General features: G+C 69.9%; 20 protein-coding genes. 12 read left to right on the top strand and 8 right to left on the bottom strand.

The annotated features are described in order from the left end of the window. The first annotated feature begins 288 nt into the window (after positions 1-288). The 11 genes from AB0L91_RS18330 to AB0L91_RS18280 all read left to right on the top strand — a co-directional run bounded on the left by AB0L91_RS18330 (position 289) and on the right by AB0L91_RS18280 (position 13,711). Positions 289-822 (top strand): hypothetical protein, encoded by a 534-nt coding sequence (locus tag AB0L91_RS18330; RefSeq protein ID WP_365011486.1) that lies wholly within the window; start codon positions 289-291, stop codon positions 820-822. A 16-nt stretch (positions 823-838) separates the two neighbouring features. Then, positions 839-2,443: an MFS transporter gene (locus tag AB0L91_RS18325; protein ID WP_365011484.1), complete on the top strand. Its 1,605-nt coding sequence runs from the start codon at positions 839-841 to the stop codon at positions 2,441-2,443. 70 nt (positions 2,444-2,513) lie between these two features. Further along, complete coding sequence (locus AB0L91_RS18320) at positions 2,514-4,352, top strand: glycoside hydrolase family 15 protein (RefSeq protein WP_365011483.1); 1,839 nt, start codon at positions 2,514-2,516, stop codon at positions 4,350-4,352. 172 nt (positions 4,353-4,524) lie between these two features. After that, complete coding sequence (locus AB0L91_RS18315; RefSeq protein ID WP_355271768.1) at positions 4,525-4,956, top strand: acetyltransferase; 432 nt, start codon at positions 4,525-4,527, stop codon at positions 4,954-4,956. Positions 4,957-5,008: 52 nt separating this feature from the next. Further along, positions 5,009-6,328 (top strand): diacylglycerol kinase family protein, encoded by a 1,320-nt coding sequence (locus AB0L91_RS18310; protein WP_365011481.1) that lies wholly within the window; start codon positions 5,009-5,011, stop codon positions 6,326-6,328. A gap of 430 nt (positions 6,329-6,758) precedes the next feature. Further along, on the top strand, positions 6,759-8,174 hold the full coding sequence (locus AB0L91_RS18305; protein WP_365011480.1) for a condensation domain-containing protein: 1,416 nt from the start codon (positions 6,759-6,761) through the stop codon (positions 8,172-8,174). Between the two features lie 4 nt (positions 8,175-8,178). Beyond that, positions 8,179-9,522 (top strand): nucleotide disphospho-sugar-binding domain-containing protein, encoded by a 1,344-nt coding sequence (locus tag AB0L91_RS18300; RefSeq protein WP_365011478.1) that lies wholly within the window; start codon positions 8,179-8,181, stop codon positions 9,520-9,522. Then, positions 9,519-10,466, top strand: a complete 948-nt coding sequence (locus AB0L91_RS18295) for an ATP-binding cassette domain-containing protein (protein WP_365011476.1) — start codon at positions 9,519-9,521, stop codon at positions 10,464-10,466. Before AB0L91_RS18300 ends, AB0L91_RS18295 begins: the two co-directional genes overlap by 4 nt. A gap of 14 nt (positions 10,467-10,480) precedes the next feature. Then, complete coding sequence (locus AB0L91_RS18290; protein WP_365011474.1) at positions 10,481-11,305, top strand: ABC transporter permease; 825 nt, start codon at positions 10,481-10,483, stop codon at positions 11,303-11,305. 11 nt (positions 11,306-11,316) lie between these two features. Continuing rightward, entirely contained in the window at positions 11,317-12,684 is a 1,368-nt protein-coding gene (locus AB0L91_RS18285) for a hypothetical protein (protein ID WP_365011473.1), read from the top strand. 73 nt (positions 12,685-12,757) lie between these two features. Beyond that, positions 12,758-13,711, top strand: coding sequence for an NAD(P)-dependent alcohol dehydrogenase (locus AB0L91_RS18280; protein ID WP_365011472.1), 954 nt, complete (start codon positions 12,758-12,760; stop codon positions 13,709-13,711). 21 nt (positions 13,712-13,732) lie between these two features. On the opposite strand, the gene AB0L91_RS18275 is transcribed toward AB0L91_RS18280, so the two are convergent. The 7 genes from AB0L91_RS18275 to AB0L91_RS18245 form a co-directional block, all read right to left on the bottom strand. After that, the gene (locus tag AB0L91_RS18275; RefSeq protein ID WP_365011470.1) at positions 13,733-14,005 is read right to left on the bottom strand and encodes a hypothetical protein; all 273 of its coding nucleotides are present in this window, start codon (positions 14,003-14,005) and stop codon (positions 13,733-13,735) included. Positions 14,006-14,183: 178 nt separating this feature from the next. Next, positions 14,184-14,837 carry a GntR family transcriptional regulator gene (locus tag AB0L91_RS18270; protein ID WP_365011468.1) on the bottom strand — a complete coding sequence of 218 codons (654 nt, stop codon included), beginning with the start codon at positions 14,835-14,837 and terminating at the stop codon, positions 14,184-14,186. Positions 14,838-14,991: 154 nt separating this feature from the next. After that, complete coding sequence (locus tag AB0L91_RS18265; RefSeq protein ID WP_365011467.1) at positions 14,992-16,254, bottom strand: amidohydrolase family protein; 1,263 nt, start codon at positions 16,252-16,254, stop codon at positions 14,992-14,994. A 45-nt stretch (positions 16,255-16,299) separates the two neighbouring features. Beyond that, positions 16,300-17,142, bottom strand: coding sequence for an ABC transporter permease subunit (locus tag AB0L91_RS18260; RefSeq protein ID WP_365011466.1), 843 nt, complete (start codon positions 17,140-17,142; stop codon positions 16,300-16,302). Beyond that, a complete protein-coding gene (locus tag AB0L91_RS18255) occupies positions 17,139-17,960 on the bottom strand; it encodes an ABC transporter ATP-binding protein (protein WP_365011464.1) in 822 nt (273 codons plus the stop codon). The genes AB0L91_RS18260 and AB0L91_RS18255 overlap by 4 nt, the downstream gene beginning before the upstream one ends. Positions 17,961-17,962: 2 nt before the next feature. Next, on the bottom strand, positions 17,963-18,763 hold the full coding sequence (locus AB0L91_RS18250) for an ABC transporter permease subunit (protein ID WP_365011462.1): 801 nt from the start codon (positions 18,761-18,763) through the stop codon (positions 17,963-17,965). Then, complete coding sequence (locus tag AB0L91_RS18245) at positions 18,760-20,073, bottom strand: ABC transporter substrate-binding protein (protein WP_365011460.1); 1,314 nt, start codon at positions 20,071-20,073, stop codon at positions 18,760-18,762. The genes AB0L91_RS18250 and AB0L91_RS18245 overlap by 4 nt, the downstream gene beginning before the upstream one ends. A gap of 234 nt (positions 20,074-20,307) precedes the next feature. Between AB0L91_RS18245 and AB0L91_RS18240 the strand changes: the two genes are divergently transcribed. After that, positions 20,308-20,622 carry a hypothetical protein gene (locus tag AB0L91_RS18240; RefSeq protein ID WP_365011458.1) on the top strand — a complete coding sequence of 105 codons (315 nt, stop codon included), beginning with the start codon at positions 20,308-20,310 and terminating at the stop codon, positions 20,620-20,622. 40 nt (positions 20,623-20,662) lie between these two features. Here the strand turns inward: AB0L91_RS18240 and AB0L91_RS18235 are convergent, their stop codons facing one another. Beyond that, on the bottom strand, positions 20,663-22,048 hold the full coding sequence (locus AB0L91_RS18235) for an ammonium transporter (protein ID WP_365011457.1): 1,386 nt from the start codon (positions 22,046-22,048) through the stop codon (positions 20,663-20,665). Positions 22,049-22,085: the final 37 nt, after the last annotated feature.

Raw genomic sequence — 22,085 nt, 5'->3', positions numbered from 1 at the left:
CGTCGACAACGAAATCGATGTTTCAGCAGGTGAGAGCGTTGCCGATGCGAAATCTCCCGGCGCTCGAATGCCGTGCGGGCACAATTGCCGGACAGCTCGTCCGGTGCGGCGAATTCCCCGCCGGACAGATATTCGCCCGAGATCGAGGCGGCGAGCGATCGGCACCGGGTCCCGACGACGACAGGCGTCGCACCTCCTCGCGGCCGTCGCGAACCGCGAATACAGTACTGGGGAAGCACACCTTTCCGACGTGAGACCGGTAGCGCCCGACGAACACGGTGAGGACGGATGGACAGCATCAGTCACGAGCTCCTGCACAGGCCCCTGTTCTCCCGTGTCCCCCTCGACCAGGGCAACGCGGCCAGCCGCATCAGCGCCTACATCTACGGGAACGTGCTGATCCTGGCCGCCCTGATCCCGGTCGCGCCGTCCGCCGAGAACGTCGGCATCCTGGTCGTGCTCGGGACCGCCGTGTCGACGTTCATCGCGCATTCCTTCGCCGAGAGCGTCGGCCGATCGGTGCGCGAGGGCTCGCCGCAGACCGCGGCGGATCGCTTGGCCGACCTGCGCGATTCGCTGCCCATCCTCAGCTCGGCGGTGGTGCCCTGCGTCGTGCTCGCGGCCGCGGCCTTCGGGTGGCTGCAGCCGCGCACCGCACAGGTGCTGGCCGAGGTCGTGATGCTGGTGCGGATCGCCGGCATCGTCTTCGTCATCCGGCGGCTGCAAGGCCGGCGCCCGGACCGATCGACGCTGATCGGGGCGGTGGTGCTGGGCTGCGCGGCCACCACGGTCGTCGCGGTCAAAGTCGTCCTGACCCACTGACCGCGAGGAGGACCACGTGTCGGCGCCACCGGTGAAGTCGAGTTCGCTCGTCCTGCTCGTACTGGCCGCCGGCCAGTTCCTGATGACGCTCGACAGTTCGGTGATGAACGTGTCGATGGCCACCGTCGCCCAGGACCTCGACACCACGATCACCGGGATCCAGACCGCCATCACGCTCTACACGCTGGTGATGGCCTCGCTGATGATCACCGGCGGCAAGGTGGGCGCCATCATCGGCAGGCGCCGGGTGTTCGGGATCGGCCTGGTCATCTACGGCATCGGCTCGTTCGTCACCGGCCTGGCGCCGAATCTGACGGTCTTGCTGCTGGGCTGGTCGCTGCTGGAGGGGATCGGCGCGGCCCTGATCATGCCCGCGATCGTCGCCCTGGTCGCGGGCAACTTCCCGCCCGCGCGCCGGTCGGCGGCCTACGGGATGGTCGCGGCGGCGGGCGCGGTCGCGGTCGCCGTCGGTCCGCTGCTGGGTGGCGCGGTGACGACATTCGCGTCGTGGCGCTACGTCTTCTTCGGCGAGGTGGTCATCGTGGTGGCGATCCTGCTCGTGCTGCGCCGCGTCGAGGACGCGCCCGCCGAGCAGGTCCGGCTCGATCTGGTCGGGTCCGTGCTGTCGGTCCTCGGCCTGGGCGCGATCGTGTTCGGCGTGCTGCGGTCGAGCGAATGGGGGTGGGTGCGACCGACCTCCGGCGCGCCCGCGCTGTTCGGGTTGTCGGCGGTCATCTGGCTGGTGCTCGGCGGCCTGTTCACCATGTATCTGTTCCTGCGCAGGCAGACCTATCTCGTCGACCGGGGCCGCGACCCGCTCGTCGATCCGGCGCTGCTGCGCAATCGGCAGCTCGTCGGCGGGTCGAGCATGTTCTTCGCGCAGTTCGCCGTGCAGGCCGGGGTGTTCTTCACCGTGCCGCTGTTCCTGTCGGTGGTGCTCGAGCTCAGCGCGGTCGAGACCGGGGTGCGCATCCTGCCGCTGTCGGTCGCGCTGGTGCTGGCCGCGATCGGGATCCCCCGCTTCCGGCCGCAAGCCGATCCACGCCGGGTCGTCCGGCTGGGTCTCGGCGTGATCATCGTCGGCGTGCTGATGCTCGCCGCCGGCATGGATCCCGGCGCCGACGCGGCCGTAGTGTCGATCCCGATGCTGCTGATGGGGCTGGGTCTGGGCGCGCTGGCCTCGCAGCTGGGCGCGATCACGGTCTCGGCCGTGCCCGATTCGCGCAGCTCCGAGGTCGGCGGCATCCAGAACACCGCCACCCAGCTCGGCGCGTCCCTGGGGACCGCGCTGATCGGGTCGATCCTGATCGCGACGCTCACATCGTCGGTGATCTCGGGTATCCAGCAGAACCCCGCCGTGCCCGCCTCCGTGCAGCAACAGGCCACCACCGAGCTGTCGTCGGGCGTGCCCTTCCTGTCGGACCGGCAGCTGTCGGACGCGCTCGACAACGCCGGGATCGACGACACCACCGCCGAGGCCATCCTGACCGTCAACACCGATGCCCGCCTCGAGGCACTGCAGGTGGCGTTCGCGGTGACCGCGCTGCTGGCGATCCTGGCGCTGTTCGGCACCGGCCTGCTGCCCCGCCGTCCCGTCACGGGAATCACCCGTTCCGGGTGAGGACCGCGCCGCGGGCGGCTGGTTGGCTGGCAGCACGGCCGACCGCAGAGTCCCGAGGCGAGGAGCGCTCGTGAACGCGTACCCACCCATCGACGAGCACGGCATCGTCGGCGACCTGCAGACCGCGGCGCTGGTGTCGTCGGCCGGAACCATCGACTGGTGGTGCGCGCCCCGCTTCGACTCACCGAGTGTGTTCGCCTCGCTGCTGGACAGCGCGCGGGGCGGGCACTGCTCGATCGCGGTCGACCCGGCCAGCGCGGGCACGGTCCGGCAGTTGTACCTCTCCGACACCGCCATCCTGGTCACCCGATTCTCCGGACCCGACGGCGTCGGCGAGGTCGCCGATTTCATGGTCCCGATCCCCGGCACCGCGCCCACCGATCGGCACCGGCTCGTCCGCGTCGTGCGGGTGGTGCGCGGCAGCCTGACCTTCACCCTCGAGTGCCGGCCACGCTTCGACTACGCCCGCGCCACTCACACCCTCGAACAGGTCGACGAGCGCACCGCCGTCTTTCGTTCCCCCGCCGCCGATCTGCACCTGCAGGCCACCGAGCCGATCGTGCACGCCCCCGACGGCGCGGACGTCACCGCGCGCTTCACCCTGTCCGCGGGGGAACGCGCGGCGGTCGTGCTGACCACCACCGCCCCGGGCGCGGCCGCGTCGGCGGCACCCGAATGGGCCGCCATCGCCACCGAATTCGACCACTGCCGCCACTTCTGGCAGACCTGGTTGCGCTCGTCGACCTATCGCGGCCGCTGGCGCAACATGGTCAACCGCTCGGCGATCACCCTCAAGCTGCTCACCTACGCGCCGACCGGCGCCCCCATCGCCGCGGCCACCATGGGACTGCCCGAGCAGATCGGCGGCGAGCGCAACTGGGACTACCGCTACACCTGGATCCGGGACGCCTCCCTCTCGGTCCGCGCGCTGATGGACCTCGGATTCACCGCGGAGGGCCTCGCATTCCGGCGCTGGCTGCGCGAACGAGTGGACGCCGGCGGCACCGCCTCCGGCGAGCCCCTACAGATCATGTACCGCGTGGACGGCGATCCGAAGCTCGAGGAGCTGATCCTGCCCCACCTCGAGGGTTACGAGAAGTCGGCGCCGGTGCGGGTGGGCAACGGCGCGGCCGACCAGATCCAGCTCGACATCTACGGCGAGGCGGCCGACGCCCTGGCCCAGGCCACCGACATGGCCGCGATCGCCGGCTGGCGCACCTTCACCGGCCTGATCGACTGGCTCGCCGACCACTGGGACCGGCCCGACGAGGGGATCTGGGAAACCCGCGGTGGGCGTCAGGATTTCACCTACAGCCGGCTGATGACCTGGGTGGCCTTCGATCGCAGTATCCGGCTGGCGACCGAGCATGCCCGACCCGCCGATCTGGCGCGCTGGACGGCCGAACGCGACGCGGTCTTCCGGCAGATCATCGAGCGCGGCTGGAGCGAGCGGCGCCAGGCCTTCGTCCAGCACTACGCCACCGATGTCCTCGACGCGTCGCTGCTGCTCATGCCCCGCATGGGATTCCTGTCACCGAACGACCCCATGTGGCTGAGCACCCTCGACGCGATGGACCACGAACTGGTCAGCGACAGCCTGGTCTACCGCTACGACCCCGAGGCCTCCCCCGACGGTCTGCGCGGGACCGAGGGCACCTTCAACCTGTGCAGCTTCCTGTATGTGGAAGCCCTGGCCCGGACCGGCCGCTTGCAGCAGGCCCGCTACGCCTTCGACAAGATGCTCACCTACGCCAATCACGTCGGGCTGTTCGCCGAGGAGATCGGACCCTCCGGCGAGCAACTCGGCAATTTCCCGCAGGCGTTCACGCATCTGGCCCTGATCACCGCCGCGCTCGCCCTCGACGAAGAACTCGACCGCGTCGAGGCGGCGCCCCCGTCGGCGGGCTGATCCCGTGACCACCCGATTCCTTGTTCGGAGGACACTATTTCGGTAAAATCAGTGCGTTCTCGCACCGAATACACACTGCTCGCCGACTTCGCTCTCGGACCGTCGGCGCAATTCTCGGCGATCCATTTCTCGACGGGCACTTTCTTTCCCTCAGCATCCCGAGGAGTCGAGCATGACCAGCAATACTTCGTCGGCGCATCGCGCGCCACCCGAGGAAGAACCCTTCCAGACGCAGGCCATCGCGGAGGGTATTTCCATCACGGCCGCGTGCATGCTGCTCATCTTGGCGGCGGTCTCGATCCTGCAGGGCATTGCCGCGCTGCTGGACGACGAAATATATGTCGCCGGAGTCGAATACGTGTACAAGTTCGACACGACGACCTGGGGATGGATTCATGTCGTGCTCGGGGTGCTGGCGCTGATCGTCGGCGTCGGCCTGGTCCTGGGCGCCACCTGGGGGCGGTACAGCGCGCTCGCCGTCGCCGCGCTGGTGATCGTCGCGAACTTCCTGTCCCTGCCCTACTATCCGGCCTGGTCGTTCATCATCATCGGGCTCAGCCTGGTGATCGTCTGGGCGATCTCCACCTGGAGACCACAGCACTGACTCCGCCGGCGCTACCGACATCGCCCCGGCCCGACGTGCGGCGGGCCGGGCGATGAGCGCCGACTCCGGTGCGCGGATCCGGACTTGGGCGGCCCGGGCCGCCCTTCTTCTCGCCGCGCTGACCGCGGTGATCCCGGTGCTGTTCGCGGGAGTGGTGGGGACTCTCGGCGTGCTGATCGTGGGCACCGGCGGCGTGGTCGTCACGTTGGCCGCCCTGTACTGGTTCCTGACCAGGTACGGACTGCTGCGCTGGGTGTCGCTGGCGATCGTGGTGCTCTCGCCGATCATCGTCATCGTGGCCTTCGTGCGGGCCCGGCTGCTGTGGGTGGTGCTGCTCACCGTGGCGGTGGCTCTGCTGGCGCTGCTGTGCGCGCGCGTCGCGCTGCGCACCGGGACGCATCACGCCCCCGCGCCCGACCGGCCCGCCCCGGTGGCCAAGCGCCCGTTCCTCATCATGAACCCGCGCTCCGGGGGCGGGAAGGTCGAGAAGTTCGATCTGCGCCGCCGCGCCGAGGAGCTCGGCGCGGAAGTCGCCCTGCTCGAAGGCGATGTCGACGTCGAGACACTGGCCAGAGACGCCGTCGCCCGGGGCGCGGATCTGCTCGGAGTGGCGGGCGGCGACGGGACCCAGGCGCTGGTGGCGGGCATCGCGGCCGAGCACGATCTGCCGTTCCTGGTGATCAGCGCGGGGACCCGCAATCACTTCGCGATGGACCTCGGCCTGGATCGCGCCGATCCCGCCGCCGGGCTCGACGCCCTCCGCGACGGCGTGGAGCTGCGGGTGGACCTCGGCCGGATCAACGGCCTGCCGTTCGTCAACAACGCCTCGTTCGGCGTCTACGCCGAGATCGTGCGCAGTCCCGCCTATCGCGACGACAAGACCGCGACGGTGCTGCGCCTGCTGCCCGACCTGCTCGCCGGGCACACCGGCAACCGGCTCGTCGCCCGGATCGACGGGACGACGGTCGACGGCCCGCAAGCGATCCTGGTGAGCAACAATCCCTACGGCACCAGCGATCTCGCCGGGCTGAGCCGCCGCGAACGCCTCGATCGCGGCACGCTCGGCGCGGTCACCGTCTCGGTCGCCAACACCCGCGACGCGGTCGGGCTGATCCGTCGCACCCGCAGCCGCGGCCTCACCCAGCACACCACCCCGGAAGTCGCCGTCGACACCGACGCGCCACAGATCCCGGTCGGTGTCGACGGCGAGTCCCGCCAGCTCGACACCCCGGTGCGCTGTGTCATCGAACCGGGCGCGCTGCGCGTGTGGGTACCGCGCCACCGGCCGGGAACGCCGCCCGCCCCACCCACGATCGATTGGCTCCGGCTGCGCGACTTGGCCATTCGCGGCGACGCCGCGGCACCGCGCTGAGCGCCGTCACCGGTTCCGGGATTGCACCCACTGCCATCATGCGTCAGGTGAACGACGGGGAAACAGCACCGGACAACGGGCGCCCCGGGCTGTGATGACGCCGACACCGTCGAAGGGCCCGGGTGAACAAAATTATCGACGGACACCACTGTGCGCAGGTAATTCCATTCCGAAATATTCTGTGCGCCAGCCGTAATCCGCCGACCGCTCGGCACACAGTGCTGACCGACGAGTTTTGTTCAGCGAAATCGTGATCGCCGTCACAGGAATGAATTCCGCCGTTCCGGCTATACCATCAGATCCGCCGAGGCTTCCCGGGAATATCCGCCGTCGAAGTTCCAGAGCACCAGTGGTGACACATCGACGTGCCCCTTTTTCGAATCCGTCTTCCGCCGCTTCGGCATGTATTCGTCGCGAGGTGAACCCGGTCATGGAATACACCCACCTGTCCGAATTCCAGATCCGTCCCGGCACGTTGTCGATCTGGACGCCCGAACTCCCCCCGGCTGCCTGGCAGCCCGACGACCGTCCACTGACCAGCGTGCACGCCGGCTACTGCGCCGGCGTCGACCCCGCCGATCCGCGACCGGGTCGTGGGCGCTGGATCGGCACTGTCTTCGAGATGGATGCGCGCCTCGAGCCCGCCGCCTGGCGCGAGACGCTGCGCCGCTGGCATGCCAGGCACGAGGGGTTGCGCACCACGGTGCGCGTCGACGCCGCAGGCGAACCGCGCAGACTGCTCGCCCCCGCCACGGCGGTCGGCATCGCCGAGCACCGGGTGGACGGACTCACCGACGGCGCCCGGATCAACGAATTCCTCTGCGGCGCACTGGAACTGCGCCTGTCCCCGCTGGTCTGGCCACATCTGCTCGCCGCGACGGTCGAGCACGCCGCTACCGCGGACTTCACCGTGCTGGTGGCCGCCGATCACTCGGTCATGGACGCCTACTCCCAAGCCATTCTCATTCTCGAGCTGCGCACCCTGTACCGCGAGGTACTGGCGGGCGAGCAGGCCCGCGAGTCGGCCACCTTCGGTAGTGCCGCCGACTTCGCGGTGGTCGAGCGCGCGGCCGCCGCCGAGCTCGATGCCGACTCGCCCGCGGTGGCGACCTGGCGGGAGTTCCTCGCCGGTGGCGACGGCACCATGCCGCGGTTCGCCCCGCACACGCACCGGCCCGCACCGGCCGACCTGGCGCAGCCGAGTGTGTCGCGCCGAGTGCTCGAGCTCGACCAGCTCGAACGGGTCGAGGCGGTCCTCGACCAGGTGCGGCACCGGATGTCGGTGGCGGTGTTCGCCGCGCTGGCGGTGGCCCATCAGCGCCGGTTCGGCGCCGAGCGGATGCGCACCATCATGCCGATCGCGACCCGGCCCGATCTGCGCTGGCTGGAGTCGATGGGCTGGTTCGTCAATGTCGTCCCGGTCGACATCCGGGTGGAGCCCGAGGCGGGGATGGCCGCCGCGCTGGAGAGCGCGCGCACGGCGCTGCGCCGGTCGCGGACCGCGAACGACGCGTCCTGGTCCCGGGTGCTGGAGCTCCTCGGGGTCGCGGAGACGCCCCGGTTCGGCATCTCCTTCCTCGATATCCGGGTGCTGCCCGGCTACGAGCTCGTCGCCGACCTGCGTGGCCGGACCCTGCGGGCGGAGTCGTACTCCACCGACGAGGTGTTCCTGTGGGTCGTGCGGGCCGCCGACGGCCTCTACGTGTCCACCCGGTATCCGGCGGGCCTGCCGGCCGAGGTGATGGACGAGTTCCTCACCGCGTTCGGCGAGGCGCTCGCGGAGGTCACCGCGGCGGTCCACCTCGACGCGCCCGCGGCGGCGCCCGTCGTCGCGCAGGCGGTGTGAGCCGATGCGGGCACTGCTGGCCTTCACCGGCAGCCGGGGCGACGCCCAGCCCGGCATCCTGCTGGCGCGCGCGCTGATCGCCCGGGGCCACCGGGTGACCCTCGCGCTCGCCCCCAACCTCGTCGGGTTCGCGACCGAGCACGGGGTCCCCGCCGTCGGGTTCGGCTGCGACAGCGCCGCGCTGTTGCGTGCCCAGCGCACCGACGCCCGATTCGGTGCCCGGAATCCGTGGGCACGGGTGCGGGCGGTGCTCGACCTGCAGCGTCGTGGCGTGCCGGAGATGGTCGCCGACCTGCGCGAGCTGGTGCCCGGTCACGAGGTTGTGGTGGCGGGCATGGCGGGTGAGGAGGCCGCAGCGGTCGTGGCGCGGGAGGCGGGGGTGCCGTTCGCGGCGATGCACTTCTTCCCGATCCAGGCCACGACTGTCGTCCCGGTGGTTCCGGCGCGGTGGGCGGAGCGGATTCCGGGTGTCGTGCACCGCTGGGGCTGGTCGGTGCTCGCCCGCGCCAGGGCCGCCGCGCTGGCGCCGGTCCTGCCCGCGGGCGAACCGCCGGTCCGGGTGCGTATCCAGGCCTACGACCCCGCGCTGTTCCCCGGTCTGCGCGACGAACTGCCTGGACCGTTCACCGGCTTTCCGGTCGACGTCGACGGTGTGCTCACCACACCGCCGACAGCCGATCACCGCTGCGACGACCTCCGGATCGACGGGCCTCACGGTTCGGCAGAGGGTTCGCTCCCGTCGACCGAAACCATCAGGGCAGCCGGCGATTCCCCCTTCGACACCACGGTCGCGGTTCGCCGGTGGCTGGCGGCCGGTTCCGCACCGATCTATGTGGGCTTCGGCTCGATGGATGTCGGGGATCCCGTCGCGCTCGTCGCCATGCTGCGTGCGGTCTGCGCGCGTCGGGGCCTGCGGCTGTTGCTGGCCTCGGGGTGGGCCGCGATCCCGCCTTCCCTCGATGCCGAGGTGGCCGTGGTCGATCAGGTCGACCATGCCGAGGTGCTGCCGCAGTGCGTGGCGGCCGTGCACCACGGCGGCGCGGGCACCACCGCCGCCGCATTGAGAGCCGGTGTGCCGCAGGTCATCTGCTCCGTCCAGGCCGACCAGCCCTACTGGGGGCAGGCACTCCAGCGGCTCGGCCTGGCGGCGACCGCGCCCGCGCGCACGCTCACCGCCGCACGCCTCGGCGCACTGCTCGACCGGATCTCGACCCCCGATGTCCGTCGCAGGGCCACCGATTACGCCGCGACGTTCACCACCGACGGGGTCGCGCGCGCCGCCGACTCCGTCGAAGCGCTGGCCCCGATCACCTCCGAGTTCGTCCACGCCGCAGGGAGACTGCCATGAACCCCGAGATCGCCATCCGGATCACCGGACTCGGCAAGTCCTACGGCGACTTCACCGCCGTGGGTGCCGTCGACCTCACCGTCACCGCGGGCACGGTCTTCGCCCTGCTCGGCCCCAACGGGGCGGGCAAGACCACCACCGTGCGGATGCTCGCGACCCTGGTGCGGCCCGATCGCGGCAGCGCCGAGATCTTCGGCTACGACATCGTGCGCGAGGCCACCGCGGTGCGCTCGATGATCGGGCTCACCGGCCAGTACGCCTCCGTCGACGAAACCCTCACCGCCGGTGAGAATCTGCGGCTGTTCGGACGATTGCTGGGGCTCTCGCGTCGCGAGGCCGCCGCGCGCAGCGCCGAACTGCTCACGGAGTTCGAACTGAGCGCGGTCACCGATCGTCCGGTCGGCCAGTTCTCCGGCGGTATGCGGCGGCGACTGGACCTGGCCGCGACGCTGATCACCGATCCCCCGCTGATCTTCCTCGACGAACCGACCACCGGCCTGGACCCCCACACCCGCGACCGCATGTGGGGCATCATCCGCAAGCTCGTCGCGCGCGGCGCGACCGTGCTGCTCACCACCCAGTACCTCGAGGAAGCCGACGCGCTGGCCGACCGGATCGCCGTCATCGATCGGGGTGCCATCGTCGCCGAGGGCACCGCCGCCGAACTCAAGGCCTCCATCGGCGATCAGGTGCTGCGCCTCGAGCTCGCCGATGCGGCGCAGTCCGCGCACGCGGAGGCCATCGTCGCCGACCTCACCGGCGAGGTACCGGAGGGATCCTCGGCCGGGATCCTCACCGTCGCGCTCGCGGACGCGGGCACCGCCGCCGACATCGTCGCCGCCTGCCGGGCCGCGGGCATCGCGCTGCGCGGCTTCGCCGTCGACCGCCCCGACCTGAACGAGGTGTTCCTCGCTCTCACCGGCACGGCCCGCGCCGCCGCCTGATCACGGAGACCACCATGACCGTCACCATCGCCGAGATCGCCGCCCCCGCGACGATCGATCGCCGCCCCCGGGTCACCTACGTGAGCCTGCCCGCCGCGCTGTTCCAGTCCCTGCTGATGGCCTGGCGCGGACTGCTCACCTTCCGGCACAGCCCCCAACTGCTCTACGACGCCATTCTGCTGCCGATCGTCGGACCGCTGCTGTTCGGCAGCATCTTCGGCACCGCCATCGCGGGCAGCATGGAGGCCTACCTGCCGATTCTGATCCCGGGCGTGCTGGTGCAGATCGTGCTCACCTCCTCGGTCGCCACCGGCGTGCAGCTGTCCGAGGACATCAGGTCGGGGGTGTTCGACCGGTTCGTCGCCATGCCGATCGCCCGGTCGGCGCCCGTCGCCGGGGCGTTGCTCGCCGGCGCGACCCGGTATGTGATCGCCGCGACCACGGTGGTGATCGTCGGCTTCGCCATGGGCTACCGACCCGCGCATCCGCTCGGATTCCTCGCCGGCGCGGTGCTGGTCGTGCTGGCGACCACGGCGATCAGCTGGCTGTTCGCGTTCATCGGGGTCACCGTGTCGCGGCCCGCCGCCGTGCAGGGCATGTCGATGCTGGTGCTGACGTTCCTGAGTTTCGCCTCCAACGCCTTGGTGCCGGAGGAGTCGATGCCCACCTGGCTCGCCTACGTCTCCGACTACAACCCCGTGTCGTATCTGGTGTCGGCGGTCCGCACGCTCGCCGAGGACGGCGCGATCGGCGCCGACGCGTGCTGGTCGGTGGTGGCCTCGCTCGTCGTCGTCGCCGTGTTCGCGCCCCTGACCGTCCGCACACTGCGCGCCCGCTGAGAGGAGCCCCCATGACACTCACCGCCCCCGCGATCACCCCCGCGGCCGCCGTCAACCGTCTCACCGCCGACGACGATCTGTTCCTCAAACTGCACAGCCTCTACGGCAACGCGCTGGTCAACCAGCTCGCCTGGCGATTCGACGAACCGCTGTCCCGGGAGCTGCTCGACCGCTTCCACGCCCAGCTCGCCCACGGCTTCCTGGCCCGCCGGGTCCAGGGCACCCGGGTGCCCTTCGCCCGCCCTTACTGGGTGCCCGCCGCCGCCTCGATCCCGCTCGGCTGGGACACGGTGCCGGTCGCCGAGGACGAGGTCCTGGACTGGTACTTCGCCCAGAGCCGAGTCGATTTCGACCCCGCGGCCGGGTCGGTGTGGCGGTTGTCCGCCGCGCCGACCGCCACGGGCGGCACCTTGGTGTCGCTGGTGACCTCGCATGTGGCCTCCGACGGCGGCGCGGTGCTGTTCGCCGTCGGTGACGCGCTGGCCCGCCTGGCCGAAGAGCCCGATCGGACCGTGAGCTCCGGGAGCCTGGTCGGCCGGGCACCCCGGAATACGGTCGGCGCGAACATCTCCGACGCCGTGCTCCAGCTCCGGGCCGTCGCGCGGGGAATCCGGGCCGCCCTCGCGGCGCGCGCCGTCACCGAGCCCGGCCGCACTCCCCGACCGGCGGACCCCGAGCTGCCGCTGCCGGATCGCTGGTCGCCCGCCGATGCCGTCGTGCACCTGTCCCTGGACCAGTGGAACTCCATCGCCGCCGCGCATTCCGGCACCACCAACGGACTCCTGATCGCCCTCGGCGCGGGCCTGCTCGGCCGCAGCGGGCGCGTCGGCGACGCCGCCGACATCCGCGTCGACATCCCCCATTCGATGCGCACCGCCGACGACCCGCGCGCGAATGCCACCACCGGCCTGCCGATCTCGGTCCGCTACCGCGCCACCGACCGCATCGACCTCGGCGCGGTCAGGGCGGCGGTCAAGCGAGCCGCGACCGCCTACCGCGACCCGGCGACCACCCCCGCCCTCCAGCATCTGCAACCACTCCAGATGATCCTGCCCCGCTTCGTCCTGCGTCACTTCGCCCGCACCGCCACCGCACCGGAATGCCTGTGCACCAATCTCGGCGACACCGCCCAGGGTGTCGCGGATTTCGCCGGTCACCGGGCCGCCGCCGTCCTCATGCGCCCGGTCGTGTGCACCAACGATCCCGCCATGTTCCGCCGGGTGGAGGTCGGCGTGAACCTGTCCTTCTCCACCGACGGCCGCACCGTGACCCTCGCCGTCACCGGCGCCGACCCCGACCGCTTCCCGACCCGCGCCGCGCTGCGGGCCCTCCTCACCGCCGAATTCGACTTCTGGGGACTGACACCGCACTACTGGTGATCCGCGCGCCGTGCCTTGCCTCGACTAGAATTCGTGGCGTGTCAGGCTGTCACCGGATGCCCGCGGAGACCTTGTGAAAGCCGTCGTCTACGACCGCTACGGCGGTCCGGAAGTACTGTCTCTCACCGACGTTCCCGTACCCGAGCCCGCCGCGGACCAGGTACTCATCCGCGTGCGCGCGACCGCGCTGAACCTCTCGGACTGGGAGAGTCTGCGTGGGACGCCGTTCTATTCGCGGATCGGCGGCTTGCGGGCACCCCGCCGGGGCATTCTCGGCTCCGATATCGCGGGCGTGATCGAGGCCGTCGGGTCGTCGGTGACCGGGTTCGCGCCGGGTGACGCGGTGTACAGCGATAATCTCGTGCACAAGGGCGGATTCGCCGAGTACGCCGTCGCGCCCGCTTCCACGGTGGCCCACAAGCCGCCGGAACTGGGATTCGCCGAGGCCGCCGCACTGCCGCAATCAGGGGCGATCGCGCTCCAGGGCACCTCTGGCATCACCTCGGGGATGTCGGTGCTGATCAACGGGGCGGGCGGTGGGACGGGCACGTTCGCGATCCAGCTGGCCAGGCGGGCGGGCGCCCGGGTGACCGGCGTCGACAACGACGGCAAACTCGACTTCCTGCGCGCGCTCGGCGCCGACAAGGTCCTCGACTACCGCGTCACGGACTTCACCCGCACCGGCCCCTACGACCGGATACTCGACCTCGTCGCCCTCCGATCGGTCTTCGCCTACCGCCGGGCACTGGCGCGCGGCGGCCGATACCGCTGCGTCGGCGGGACCACCCGGGCCGTGCTGCGCACCGCGACCGCCGGCGCGCTCCTCGGCCTGGTGACCGGACGTTCGCTCGGCGTACTCGTCGTCAAGGAAGGCCCGGCGCATTTCGAGCCGCTGGCGCGCATGTGCGTCGCGGGCGAGATCGACATCCACCTCGACCGCACCTTCCCGCTCGAGGAGGCGCCGCTGGCCTTGGCCTACGTCGGCGCGGGCCGCGCACTCGGAAAGGTAGTAGTCGAGATCGACTGAACAGCGGGAACCGTCGGGGTCCTACTTGGTCCTGCTGACCGTGACCGTCTTCGTCTTCGTCGACTTCGGGACGTTGGTCGGCGTGGAGGATTTCCCATCCGGTGCGGCGGTCTTGGTCACGGTGATGGTCTTCGTCCTCGGTTGCGCCTGCCCCACCTCGGCCTGCTCGGGCACCGATCCACAACCAGCACCCGGTGCTGCACCGCCACAACCCGACCCGGCAGACACCAACCCCACAGCCACCACAGCGGCACCGATCGCGACGACGATCCCGGCCAACAGCTCGCGTGCCATAGATCCAGCCTCCTCCGTCGGACTTCGGACTTCGGACTTCGGACTCTACGTACGATCCGGGCCGCCGCCGCCGACACCGAGCCCGCGTGTCGGCTCGCTCGCGGTAACACCGTCGGCGGGCGCGGAACGCTCCGCCTGTCGACGTGCCGGCAGGTCGCCGTCGATCCGTGGCAGCGCCTTACTCGCCGAGGAGGTCGCCCGCGGTGCGGAGGGTGCCCTTGAAGTGCTCGAGGTACAGCTGGATCGCGGTGTCGGCATCGCGGTCGAGGTAGGCGTGCAGCAGTGCGCGATGTTCGGCTTCGGCTTCTGATCGGCGGGCGACCTGCTCACCGAGCGAGAGCCTGATGTAGAGCATCGCGATGTCGTCGAGTCGGTGCAGGATGCCGGTCAGGTGCTGGGTGCGGCTGGCGCCGTCGAGGGCGCGATGGAAGCTGCGATTGAGCAGGCTCCATTCGGAGTCGTCGGCGGTGGCCTCCATCTCGTTCAGGATCAGTTCGCAGGCGCTGAGTTCGCGCGCGGTGATCGACCGCACCCCCAGCTCGGTAGCCATCGGAATGAGCCGTTGCCGGATCGCGAAGACCTCGCGGAGTTCCTCGGCGGTCGGGGTGTGCACGATCGCGCCGCGAAACCGGTCGACATCGACGAGCCCCTCGGTGGCCAGTTCTCGTAATGCCTCGCGCACCGGAGTGATGCTCACCTTCATCGCCGCGGCGATCTCGGATTGCGCCAGCCGGCTGCCAGGCTCGCATCGGCCCGACAAGATATCCCTGCGCAATCTTTCCGCGACAGCTTCCTGCGCGGTTCTCGGTGTGACATCTTCCAGACCACGCATTCGTGATCAACCCCTCCGGTCTCTGTGTCGGTGCCCGGCGGGTTCGGCCGGTGCGGGCACCGCACCGGCCGAACATTACCGGTTCGAGTAGGTATCTCCTGTCAGCGTATTCGCGCGCCGAACGACCTCGCCTGTCCGACGCCGAGGCGGGCGGTCACGCCGGCGCCAGCCACGACTCGACCCGGGTGGTCGCCACGACACGGCCGCCGTGCAGGACCCATCGTGGCGCCGGGGTCAGGCGCAACGATTCCGCCGCGGTCGCGGTGGGCAGCACGACCAGGTCCGCGCGGTCACCGACCTCGAGACCGTAGCCGTCGAGCCGGACCGCGGCCGCGGCGTCGGTCGTGACCATGTCCAGGGTCCTGGCGATGCCCGCGGGGTGAGACAGGTGGGCGACGTGGGCGACATACTTGGCGACTTCGAGTTGGCTGGGTATCCCGAAGGGATAGTAGGGGTCGTCCACGTCGTCCTGGGCGGCGATGACCCGCACGCCCGCGGCCAGGAGCTCGCCGACTCGGGTCGCCCCGCGCCGGACCAGCCCGCGATCCTCCCGGCCCTGCAGAACGAGGCTGATGTGAGGGTTGGTGCAGATGGTCAGCCCGGCGTCGGCGCACAGTGCGATCACCTTGCGCGCGTAGGTGTGGTCGTAGGCGCCGAGCGCGCCCACGTGGCCGACGATGACCCGGGGCCCCCATCCGGTCTCGGCCGCGATCGTCGCGATCTGTTCGAGGCTGCGCGCGCTCGGGTCGTCGGTGTCGTCGGCGAGGAAGTGGACGTCGAGGTCGTTGTCGATGGCCAGCTGGTAGCAGGTCTCGACATGCTTGCGGCTCAGCGCCTCGTCCTTCTCCATCTGTGGACAGCCCGCGACCACGTCGATTCCCGCGGCCACGGCATCCTGGAGCAGGCTCAGCGAACCCCGCGCGCCGAAGATACCCTCCTGGGTGAAACCGGTGACCTGGATGCGGACGCGATCGCTGTAGGTCTTGCGCAGTCCGAGAAGGGCTTCGACCCCGGCCGACCCGCCGAGCGAATCGACGTCGGTCATGGCACGGATGAAGCCGGCGCCGTGGACGACGGCGCTGTCGAGTACTTCGCTCGCGCGGCGGGTGATGTCGGCGACGGAATAGTTGCGCTTGAGCGGCCAGGTCGCGGCCAGCCCGTCCTGGATGGTGCCGGTGATGTCGGCGGGGAGCTGGTCGCCGAGGCGGGTCTTGTCCAGGTGGAGGTGGGTGTTGACGAACGAGGGCAGGACCAGCCCGCCCCCCGCGTCGAGTTCGGTGCCGGTGGTCGCCGGCGCCTCACCGGCCCGGTGGCGTCCGGTGATCCGGTCGCCGGTGACGGTGAGGTCGACGAGGTCACCGGAGCGCGTGCGCGCCGAGCGGATGCGGACCTCGGACGGTGGGGCCGTGGTGTGCACGGATTCTCCTTGCAGGTGTACGGGCAGATGGTGGTGTGCGGCCGGTCATTCCGACCATCGGGTCAGCCAGGCGACGCCGGCGCGAGCCGCGACGAAGCTGCCTGCCGAGAGCACACCGACGACGATCGCGACGACGGCGAGCGTGGAGGTGCGGGTGAAGTACTGCGCCATGTAGGCGACCTGGCCCAATCCGTCGACCTGGCCGTTGAACTCGGCCGAGATCGCCGCGCTCCAGCCCAGGGCCAGCGAGATGGACAGCCCGGCACCGAGCGCGGGAGTCGCCGCGGGCAGCACCACGGCCACATAGGTGCGGATGCGGCCCGCACCCAGTGACCGCGCGGCGTGTTCGTAGTATTCCGGGACCGCGGCGACGGCGTTGATGCCGAAGGCGAACACCTGCACGAACACGGTGAACGCGACGAACACCACCACCCCGGTGGCGGAGTTACCGAACCACAGCCCGAACAGGGGGACCAGCCCGAGCAGCGGCAGCATTCGCGAGATGTGCGCGGGCACATACACGACCTGCCGCACCCGGCGGCTCCACGACACCGCGGCGGCGAGCACGATGCCCGCGAGCGCACCGGCGACGAATCCCGACAGCATCCGGGCACCGGTGATCACGGAGTGATAGCCGATGGCCAGCAGGGCCGCTGTCCACGTCGGTTCGGTGCCTTCGTCGGTGCGCCCGATCCCCCAGCCGCCCGGCCACTCCGAGGCGAAACCCTTGGTGGCGTGGTAGATGTCGGTGATGCCGGGCACCATCGACTCCCCCACCGCGTTGGTGCCCGCGGCGACATGCGCGACCATCCAGCCGCCGACGACGGCCGCCAGCACGGCGGCGGCCGCCCACCGCGTCGACCTGCGCCCCGTTCCGGGCGCGGTCACGCTTCGTCCTGGATCTGGGTCGCGTCCAAGCGGGCGATGACCGCGGCCTTGAGCTCCTGGGCGCGCGGTGAGGTGATCTCCCGGCCCGTCCGCGGGCGCGGCAGATCGATCGGTTCGTCCAGGGCGATCTCGCCACCGACCATGACCAGCATCCGGTCCCCGAGCACCAGTGCCTCGTCGATCTCGTGGGTGATGAACAGCACGGTGCAGTTCGATTGCGCGCGCAGGGTGCCCAGCACCTCGTAGAGGTCGGCGCGACGCGCGTAGTCGAGGCCGACGAACGGCTCGTCCATCAGCAGGATGCCGGGTTCGTTGGCGAACACGGTCGCGATGGCGACGCGACGGCGCATGCCACCCGAGAGCTGCTTGGGCCAGGCCCGGCCGTAGCGCTCCAGACCGGTCAGCCGTAGGTAGCGATCGACGATGCGCTTGCGTTCGGCGGCGGGGACGCCCCGCGCTGCCAGGCCGAACCCGACATTGTCGGCGACCCGCCGCCACAGGAACAGGGTGTCGCGCTGGAACACCACGCCCCGGTCCGGACCGGGGCCGGTGACCTGCTCGCCGTTGGCGAGGATCTGTCCTTGGCTGAGCGGGGTGAACCCGGCCAGCATGTTGAGCAGGGTCGACTTCCCGTGGCCGGAAGGACCGACGAGACAGACGAATTGGCCCTGCGGGATCGTGAGCGACAGATCGTTGACCGCGGTCACGGTCCGTCCCGACGCCAGCTGGAACTGCTTGGTGACATTGCGCAGTTCGACGGCAGGCCGCTCACGACCTGCGGGCACGGTGGTGTTCAGTGCCTGAGTCGAGGTGTTCATGTTCATTCCTTCCACCGCACGGCGTACGCGCCGGCGCGGGCGATGACGAGATCGACCAGCAAGGCCAGGACCGCGAGCGCGAGGACCGCGGCCACGACGTCGGCAGTCCGCTGCAGCTGCGACATCGCCTGCAGCAGTTTGCCGGTGCCCTCCTGACTGCCGAGAAGTTCGGAGACGGTCGCGAAACTCCAGCCGAGCGCGAAGGACACCCGGACCGCACCCAGCACGGCCGGTGCGGCGGCGGGCAGCGACACACTCCAGAACAACCGGGGCCTGCTCGCGCCCAGACACGCACCGAAATCGAGGTAGTGCCTGCTGACTCCGGCCACGGCCAGTTGCGTGGCCGCGGCGACGGTGACGAAGGTGAACAAGACGACCAGCACCGGCTGCGCCCATCCGCTGGTGCCGAACCAGATCAGCACGAACGGCACCACGATCAGCACCGGCGTCGCGCCGATCACCACCAGCGGCGGCCCGAGCACCGCGGATGCGGTACGGGAAGCGCCGATCGCGGCACCGACGAGCACCCCGAGCACCGAACCCACACCCGCGCCGACGAAGACGATGCCCGCGGTGTGCAGCAACGCCGCCGAGAAGCCACCGGTCTGCACGCCGACGTACTCGAGCGCCGCGATCCCGGACCAGCCGTCGCGCAACGCCGTCCACACCGCACCGGGTGCGGGCAACTGCACCGGGTCGAGCTGTCGGGAGAGCAGCCACCACACGATCACTGTCGCCACCACCCCCAGCCCGACGTAGAACGTCGGGCCGGAAGCCGCAGCGATTCTGCGTACGGTGATCATGGGGCCAGCGCCGTCTTCAGGATCCGGTAGGCGTCGAGGTAGTTTCGCCATTGGTACTGCTGCGCGGCCTGGGCCGCCAGTTCGGCGGGCTTGCCGGTCAGCGTCGCGGCCTGGCCGACGAGCTCGTCGTAGTCGGCCTTGAGCCTCATCAGGACCTCGTAGAACTTGCCACCGACGAAGTGCTGGGCCAATTCGAAGGCCTTGTCGGGCAGAATGCCGCCCTTCTTCGCCGCCGCGACCTGCTCGCTGTAGACGACCTGGTAGTTCTTCGGATCGCGGCTGCCCTCGTCCCAGAACTTCGGCTGGCCTTCGAACGGCACCACCGGGTCGATCACGTCATAGATCTTCTGCAACCCCGCGACCTGCAGATTCAGGCCGCTGCGTTCGTTGAGGTAGGGCAGCTGCGCCGCCAGGGAAGCGTCGGGCTTGCCGAGGATGTCGTCGATGATGCGGAACATCACCGACAGGAACCGCATCGCCGTCTCGGGGTTCTTCTCCAGGTAGCCGTCCAGCGCGGCCGGGCCCTCATGGCCGAGCGAGGCGGCCACGACCGCCTCATTGCCTGCCACCCTCGCCAGGTCGTTCACCGAAACCAGCGGATACCAACCATTTTCGAGCAGCTGGACGTTCTGCCCCGCACCGTCCGGGGTGGCGAAGTCGATCTTGCCGCCGGTGGCCAGCGCGACGATCTTGGCGTCGTCGGTGACGTTGAGCTGCACATCGTCGAAGGTCATCCCACCGGCGGTGAACACCGAGTTGAGGAACACCCGCTGGGAACCGCTGCTGTTGATCGCGACCTCACGGCCCCGCACCGATTGCATCGCCTCGCGGATCGCCGCCGCCGGTTCCTGTCCTGCCGCAATGCGTTCCGAGGCAGGCGTGATCCCCGACTTCGGCGAAGCCAGCAGGTAGGTGGCTTCGTAGGTGTCGGAGAAGCCGAACATGCGCAGATCCGGAACCTGCGAGAGCACCTGGATCGCCGCGGGCCCGTACATCGTGGCGATGTCGATCGAGCCGTTGCGCAGCAGCGACACCACGTTGTCGGGGGTGACGGCGGTGCCGTAGGGCTGGGGCTGGATGTCGATCCCGACATCCTTGAAGTACCCGTTCTTCAGCCCGATGCTGTAGAGCGTCGAGTTCGGGAACGGCTTCATCCCGAATTTCACCGGCACGGTGGGAATCTCGGCCCCCGCACTCGGCACGAACGCGCTCAGGTCGACCCCGTCCGCCCGCGTGCCCGTGGTTCCACCTGCCGCGCAGCCGGAGACCATGACCGCCGCGGTGATGCCCGCGAGGAGCGGCGTCCGCACCCTCCGCCACACTCCCCACTTCGACCCGTTGCGCATAGTGACCTCCAGCGATTGCTAGGAATGGATGATGCATTCATTAACATCCCCGGGCGTGTCGCAACGGCGACGGCGATGTTTCGATGCCGTTAGGCGGACAGCGGCGGTGTTGCGAGCGCATTTCGCGCCGCGTGGCGGCACACGAGCGCGGCAGCGGGGTCGGCGCGACGGCGGGAATCCCGGTGATAGGTTGCGTGCATGTCAGCTTCCGACATCACCGAATCCGCCGAAACCCCTGCCCCGCCGCGCCGTACCGCCAAGCGCGTGCTCGGCGGTATCGCGCTGATCCTGGTGGCGGTCGTTCTGCTGATCACCGGAATCCAGGCGATCATCGATCCCGCCGCGGTGGTCGCCGGATCCTCCCGCACCGGGCGCAGTCCCGACACCGACACCGAGGCGAAGATCGGCGGGTTGCTGCTGTGCTTCTTCGCGATCACGGTGCTCGGCTTCGGCATCGGCCTGGTCACCAGCAAGACGGCGCCGAAGGGTGACAGGGCCGGCTCACCCCACTGAGCAGGCATCACCGCGGCGTAGCCGACGCGGTCCTACTGTCTCACCAGCGGTGGTCGTTGGGCCGCGGGGCTGGGCGAGGCGGAGGGAGACGCTGGGGCCGGGACGGCGCCCGAGACGGCAGCAGAGCAGGCGCCGGGCCCGCGGGCGGGAGGTTCAGGCTGTAGGCGGACTCGGCATGTTCGGATTCGTCGATGCCCTCGGCCTCGGACTCGGAGCCGACTCGCAGGCCGACGAGCCGGTCGACGATCCACGCCAACAGCAACGTCGCCAGGAAGGAATAGGCCATGACGGCCACCGAAGCGATGGCCTGGCGCTGCAACTGGACGAACCCGCCACCGTAGAGCAGCCCATTGCCACCCGCGGGGTTGACCGAGACATCGGCGAACACGCCGACCAACAGGGTGCCGACCACCCCGCCGACCAGGTGAACTCCGACCACGTCGAGCGAATCGTCGTAGCCGAAGGTGTATTTCAGGCTCACCGCGAGCGCGCAACAGACACCCGCGGCCACACCGATACACAAGGCGCCGACGACGCCGACGAAACCGCACGCGGGAGTGACGGCGACCAACCCCGCGACCGCGCCCGAGGACGCCCCGATGGTGGTGGGTCTCCCGTCCCGGAGTTGTTCGACGACGATCCAGGCGAACGACGCGGCACCTGCCGCGATGGTGGTGTTGGTGAACGCCAGCGCAGCGAGATCGCCTGCGGTCAGCGCGGATCCGGCATTGAAGCCGTACCAGCCGAACCACAGCAGGGACGCACCCAGCAAGGTGAACGGCACATTGTGTGGACGGGCGATGCTGCGCGGCCAACCGTGACGTTTGCCGAGCACCAGCGCCAACGCCAGCGCCGCCGCGCCCGCGTTGATGTGCACCGCGGTGCCACCCGCGAAATCGAACGCGCGAAGCCGGTTCGCGATCCACCCGCCGACATCGGCGGAGGCGCCGGAGGAATCGGTGTCGGTGAAACCGGTGACATGGAAAACCCAATGCGCGACCGGGAAATAGACGACGGTGACCCACAGGGCCGCGAACACTATCCACGACCAGAAACGGGTCCGCCCGGCGATCGCACCGGTGATCAACGCCGTGGTGATGACCGCGAACATCAACTGGAACATGACGAACGCCATCGTCGGGATCTGGTGCCCCACCGGCCCGGACAACGTCGCGTGGGTCGTGCGCAACAGCGCGTGCGACATGTCCCCCACGAGCCCGTAAAAGACGTCGTCACCGAATGTTTCGCTATAGCCGTAGAGCACCCAGAGCGTCGACACCACACCCAGACAGACGAAGTTCATCATCAACATGTTGAGCACACTCTTGCTGCCCACCATGCCCCCGTAGAAGAACGCCAGTCCCGGTGTCATCAACATGACCAGCGCGGCGCAGGCCAGCACCCACGCGGTATCTCCCGAATTCACATTCGTACCTCTTGTCCGACAGGATTCCGGCACAGCA

This window comes from Nocardia sp. NPDC051833 (assembly GCF_040681225.1).
Classification (GTDB): Bacteria; Actinomycetota; Actinomycetes; order Mycobacteriales; family Mycobacteriaceae; genus Nocardia.
The sequence above is the reverse complement of the archived record's forward strand: the minus strand, read 5'-3'. Positions and strand labels throughout refer to the sequence as shown.

Coding starts and splice junctions, on each gene's coding strand:
- AB0L91_RS18240 (WP_365011458.1), top strand. CDS start 20,308: ATGTCAGCTTCCGACATCACCGAATCCGCCGAAACCCCTGCCCCGCCG.
- AB0L91_RS18290 (WP_365011474.1), top strand. CDS start 10,481: ATGACCGTCACCATCGCCGAGATCGCCGCCCCCGCGACGATCGATCGC.
- AB0L91_RS18250 (WP_365011462.1), bottom strand. CDS start 18,763: ATGATCACCGTACGCAGAATCGCTGCGGCTTCCGGCCCGACGTTCTAC.
- AB0L91_RS18310 (WP_365011481.1), top strand. CDS start 5,009: ATGAGCGCCGACTCCGGTGCGCGGATCCGGACTTGGGCGGCCCGGGCC.
- AB0L91_RS18285 (WP_365011473.1), top strand. CDS start 11,317: ATGACACTCACCGCCCCCGCGATCACCCCCGCGGCCGCCGTCAACCGT.
- AB0L91_RS18305 (WP_365011480.1), top strand. CDS start 6,759: ATGGAATACACCCACCTGTCCGAATTCCAGATCCGTCCCGGCACGTTG.
- AB0L91_RS18330 (WP_365011486.1), top strand. CDS start 289: ATGGACAGCATCAGTCACGAGCTCCTGCACAGGCCCCTGTTCTCCCGT.
- AB0L91_RS18300 (WP_365011478.1), top strand. CDS start 8,179: ATGCGGGCACTGCTGGCCTTCACCGGCAGCCGGGGCGACGCCCAGCCC.
- AB0L91_RS18270 (WP_365011468.1), bottom strand. CDS start 14,837: ATGCGTGGTCTGGAAGATGTCACACCGAGAACCGCGCAGGAAGCTGTC.
- AB0L91_RS18255 (WP_365011464.1), bottom strand. CDS start 17,960: ATGAACACCTCGACTCAGGCACTGAACACCACCGTGCCCGCAGGTCGT.
- AB0L91_RS18315 (WP_355271768.1), top strand. CDS start 4,525: ATGACCAGCAATACTTCGTCGGCGCATCGCGCGCCACCCGAGGAAGAA.
- AB0L91_RS18295 (WP_365011476.1), top strand. CDS start 9,519: ATGAACCCCGAGATCGCCATCCGGATCACCGGACTCGGCAAGTCCTAC.
- AB0L91_RS18275 (WP_365011470.1), bottom strand. CDS start 14,005: ATGGCACGCGAGCTGTTGGCCGGGATCGTCGTCGCGATCGGTGCCGCT.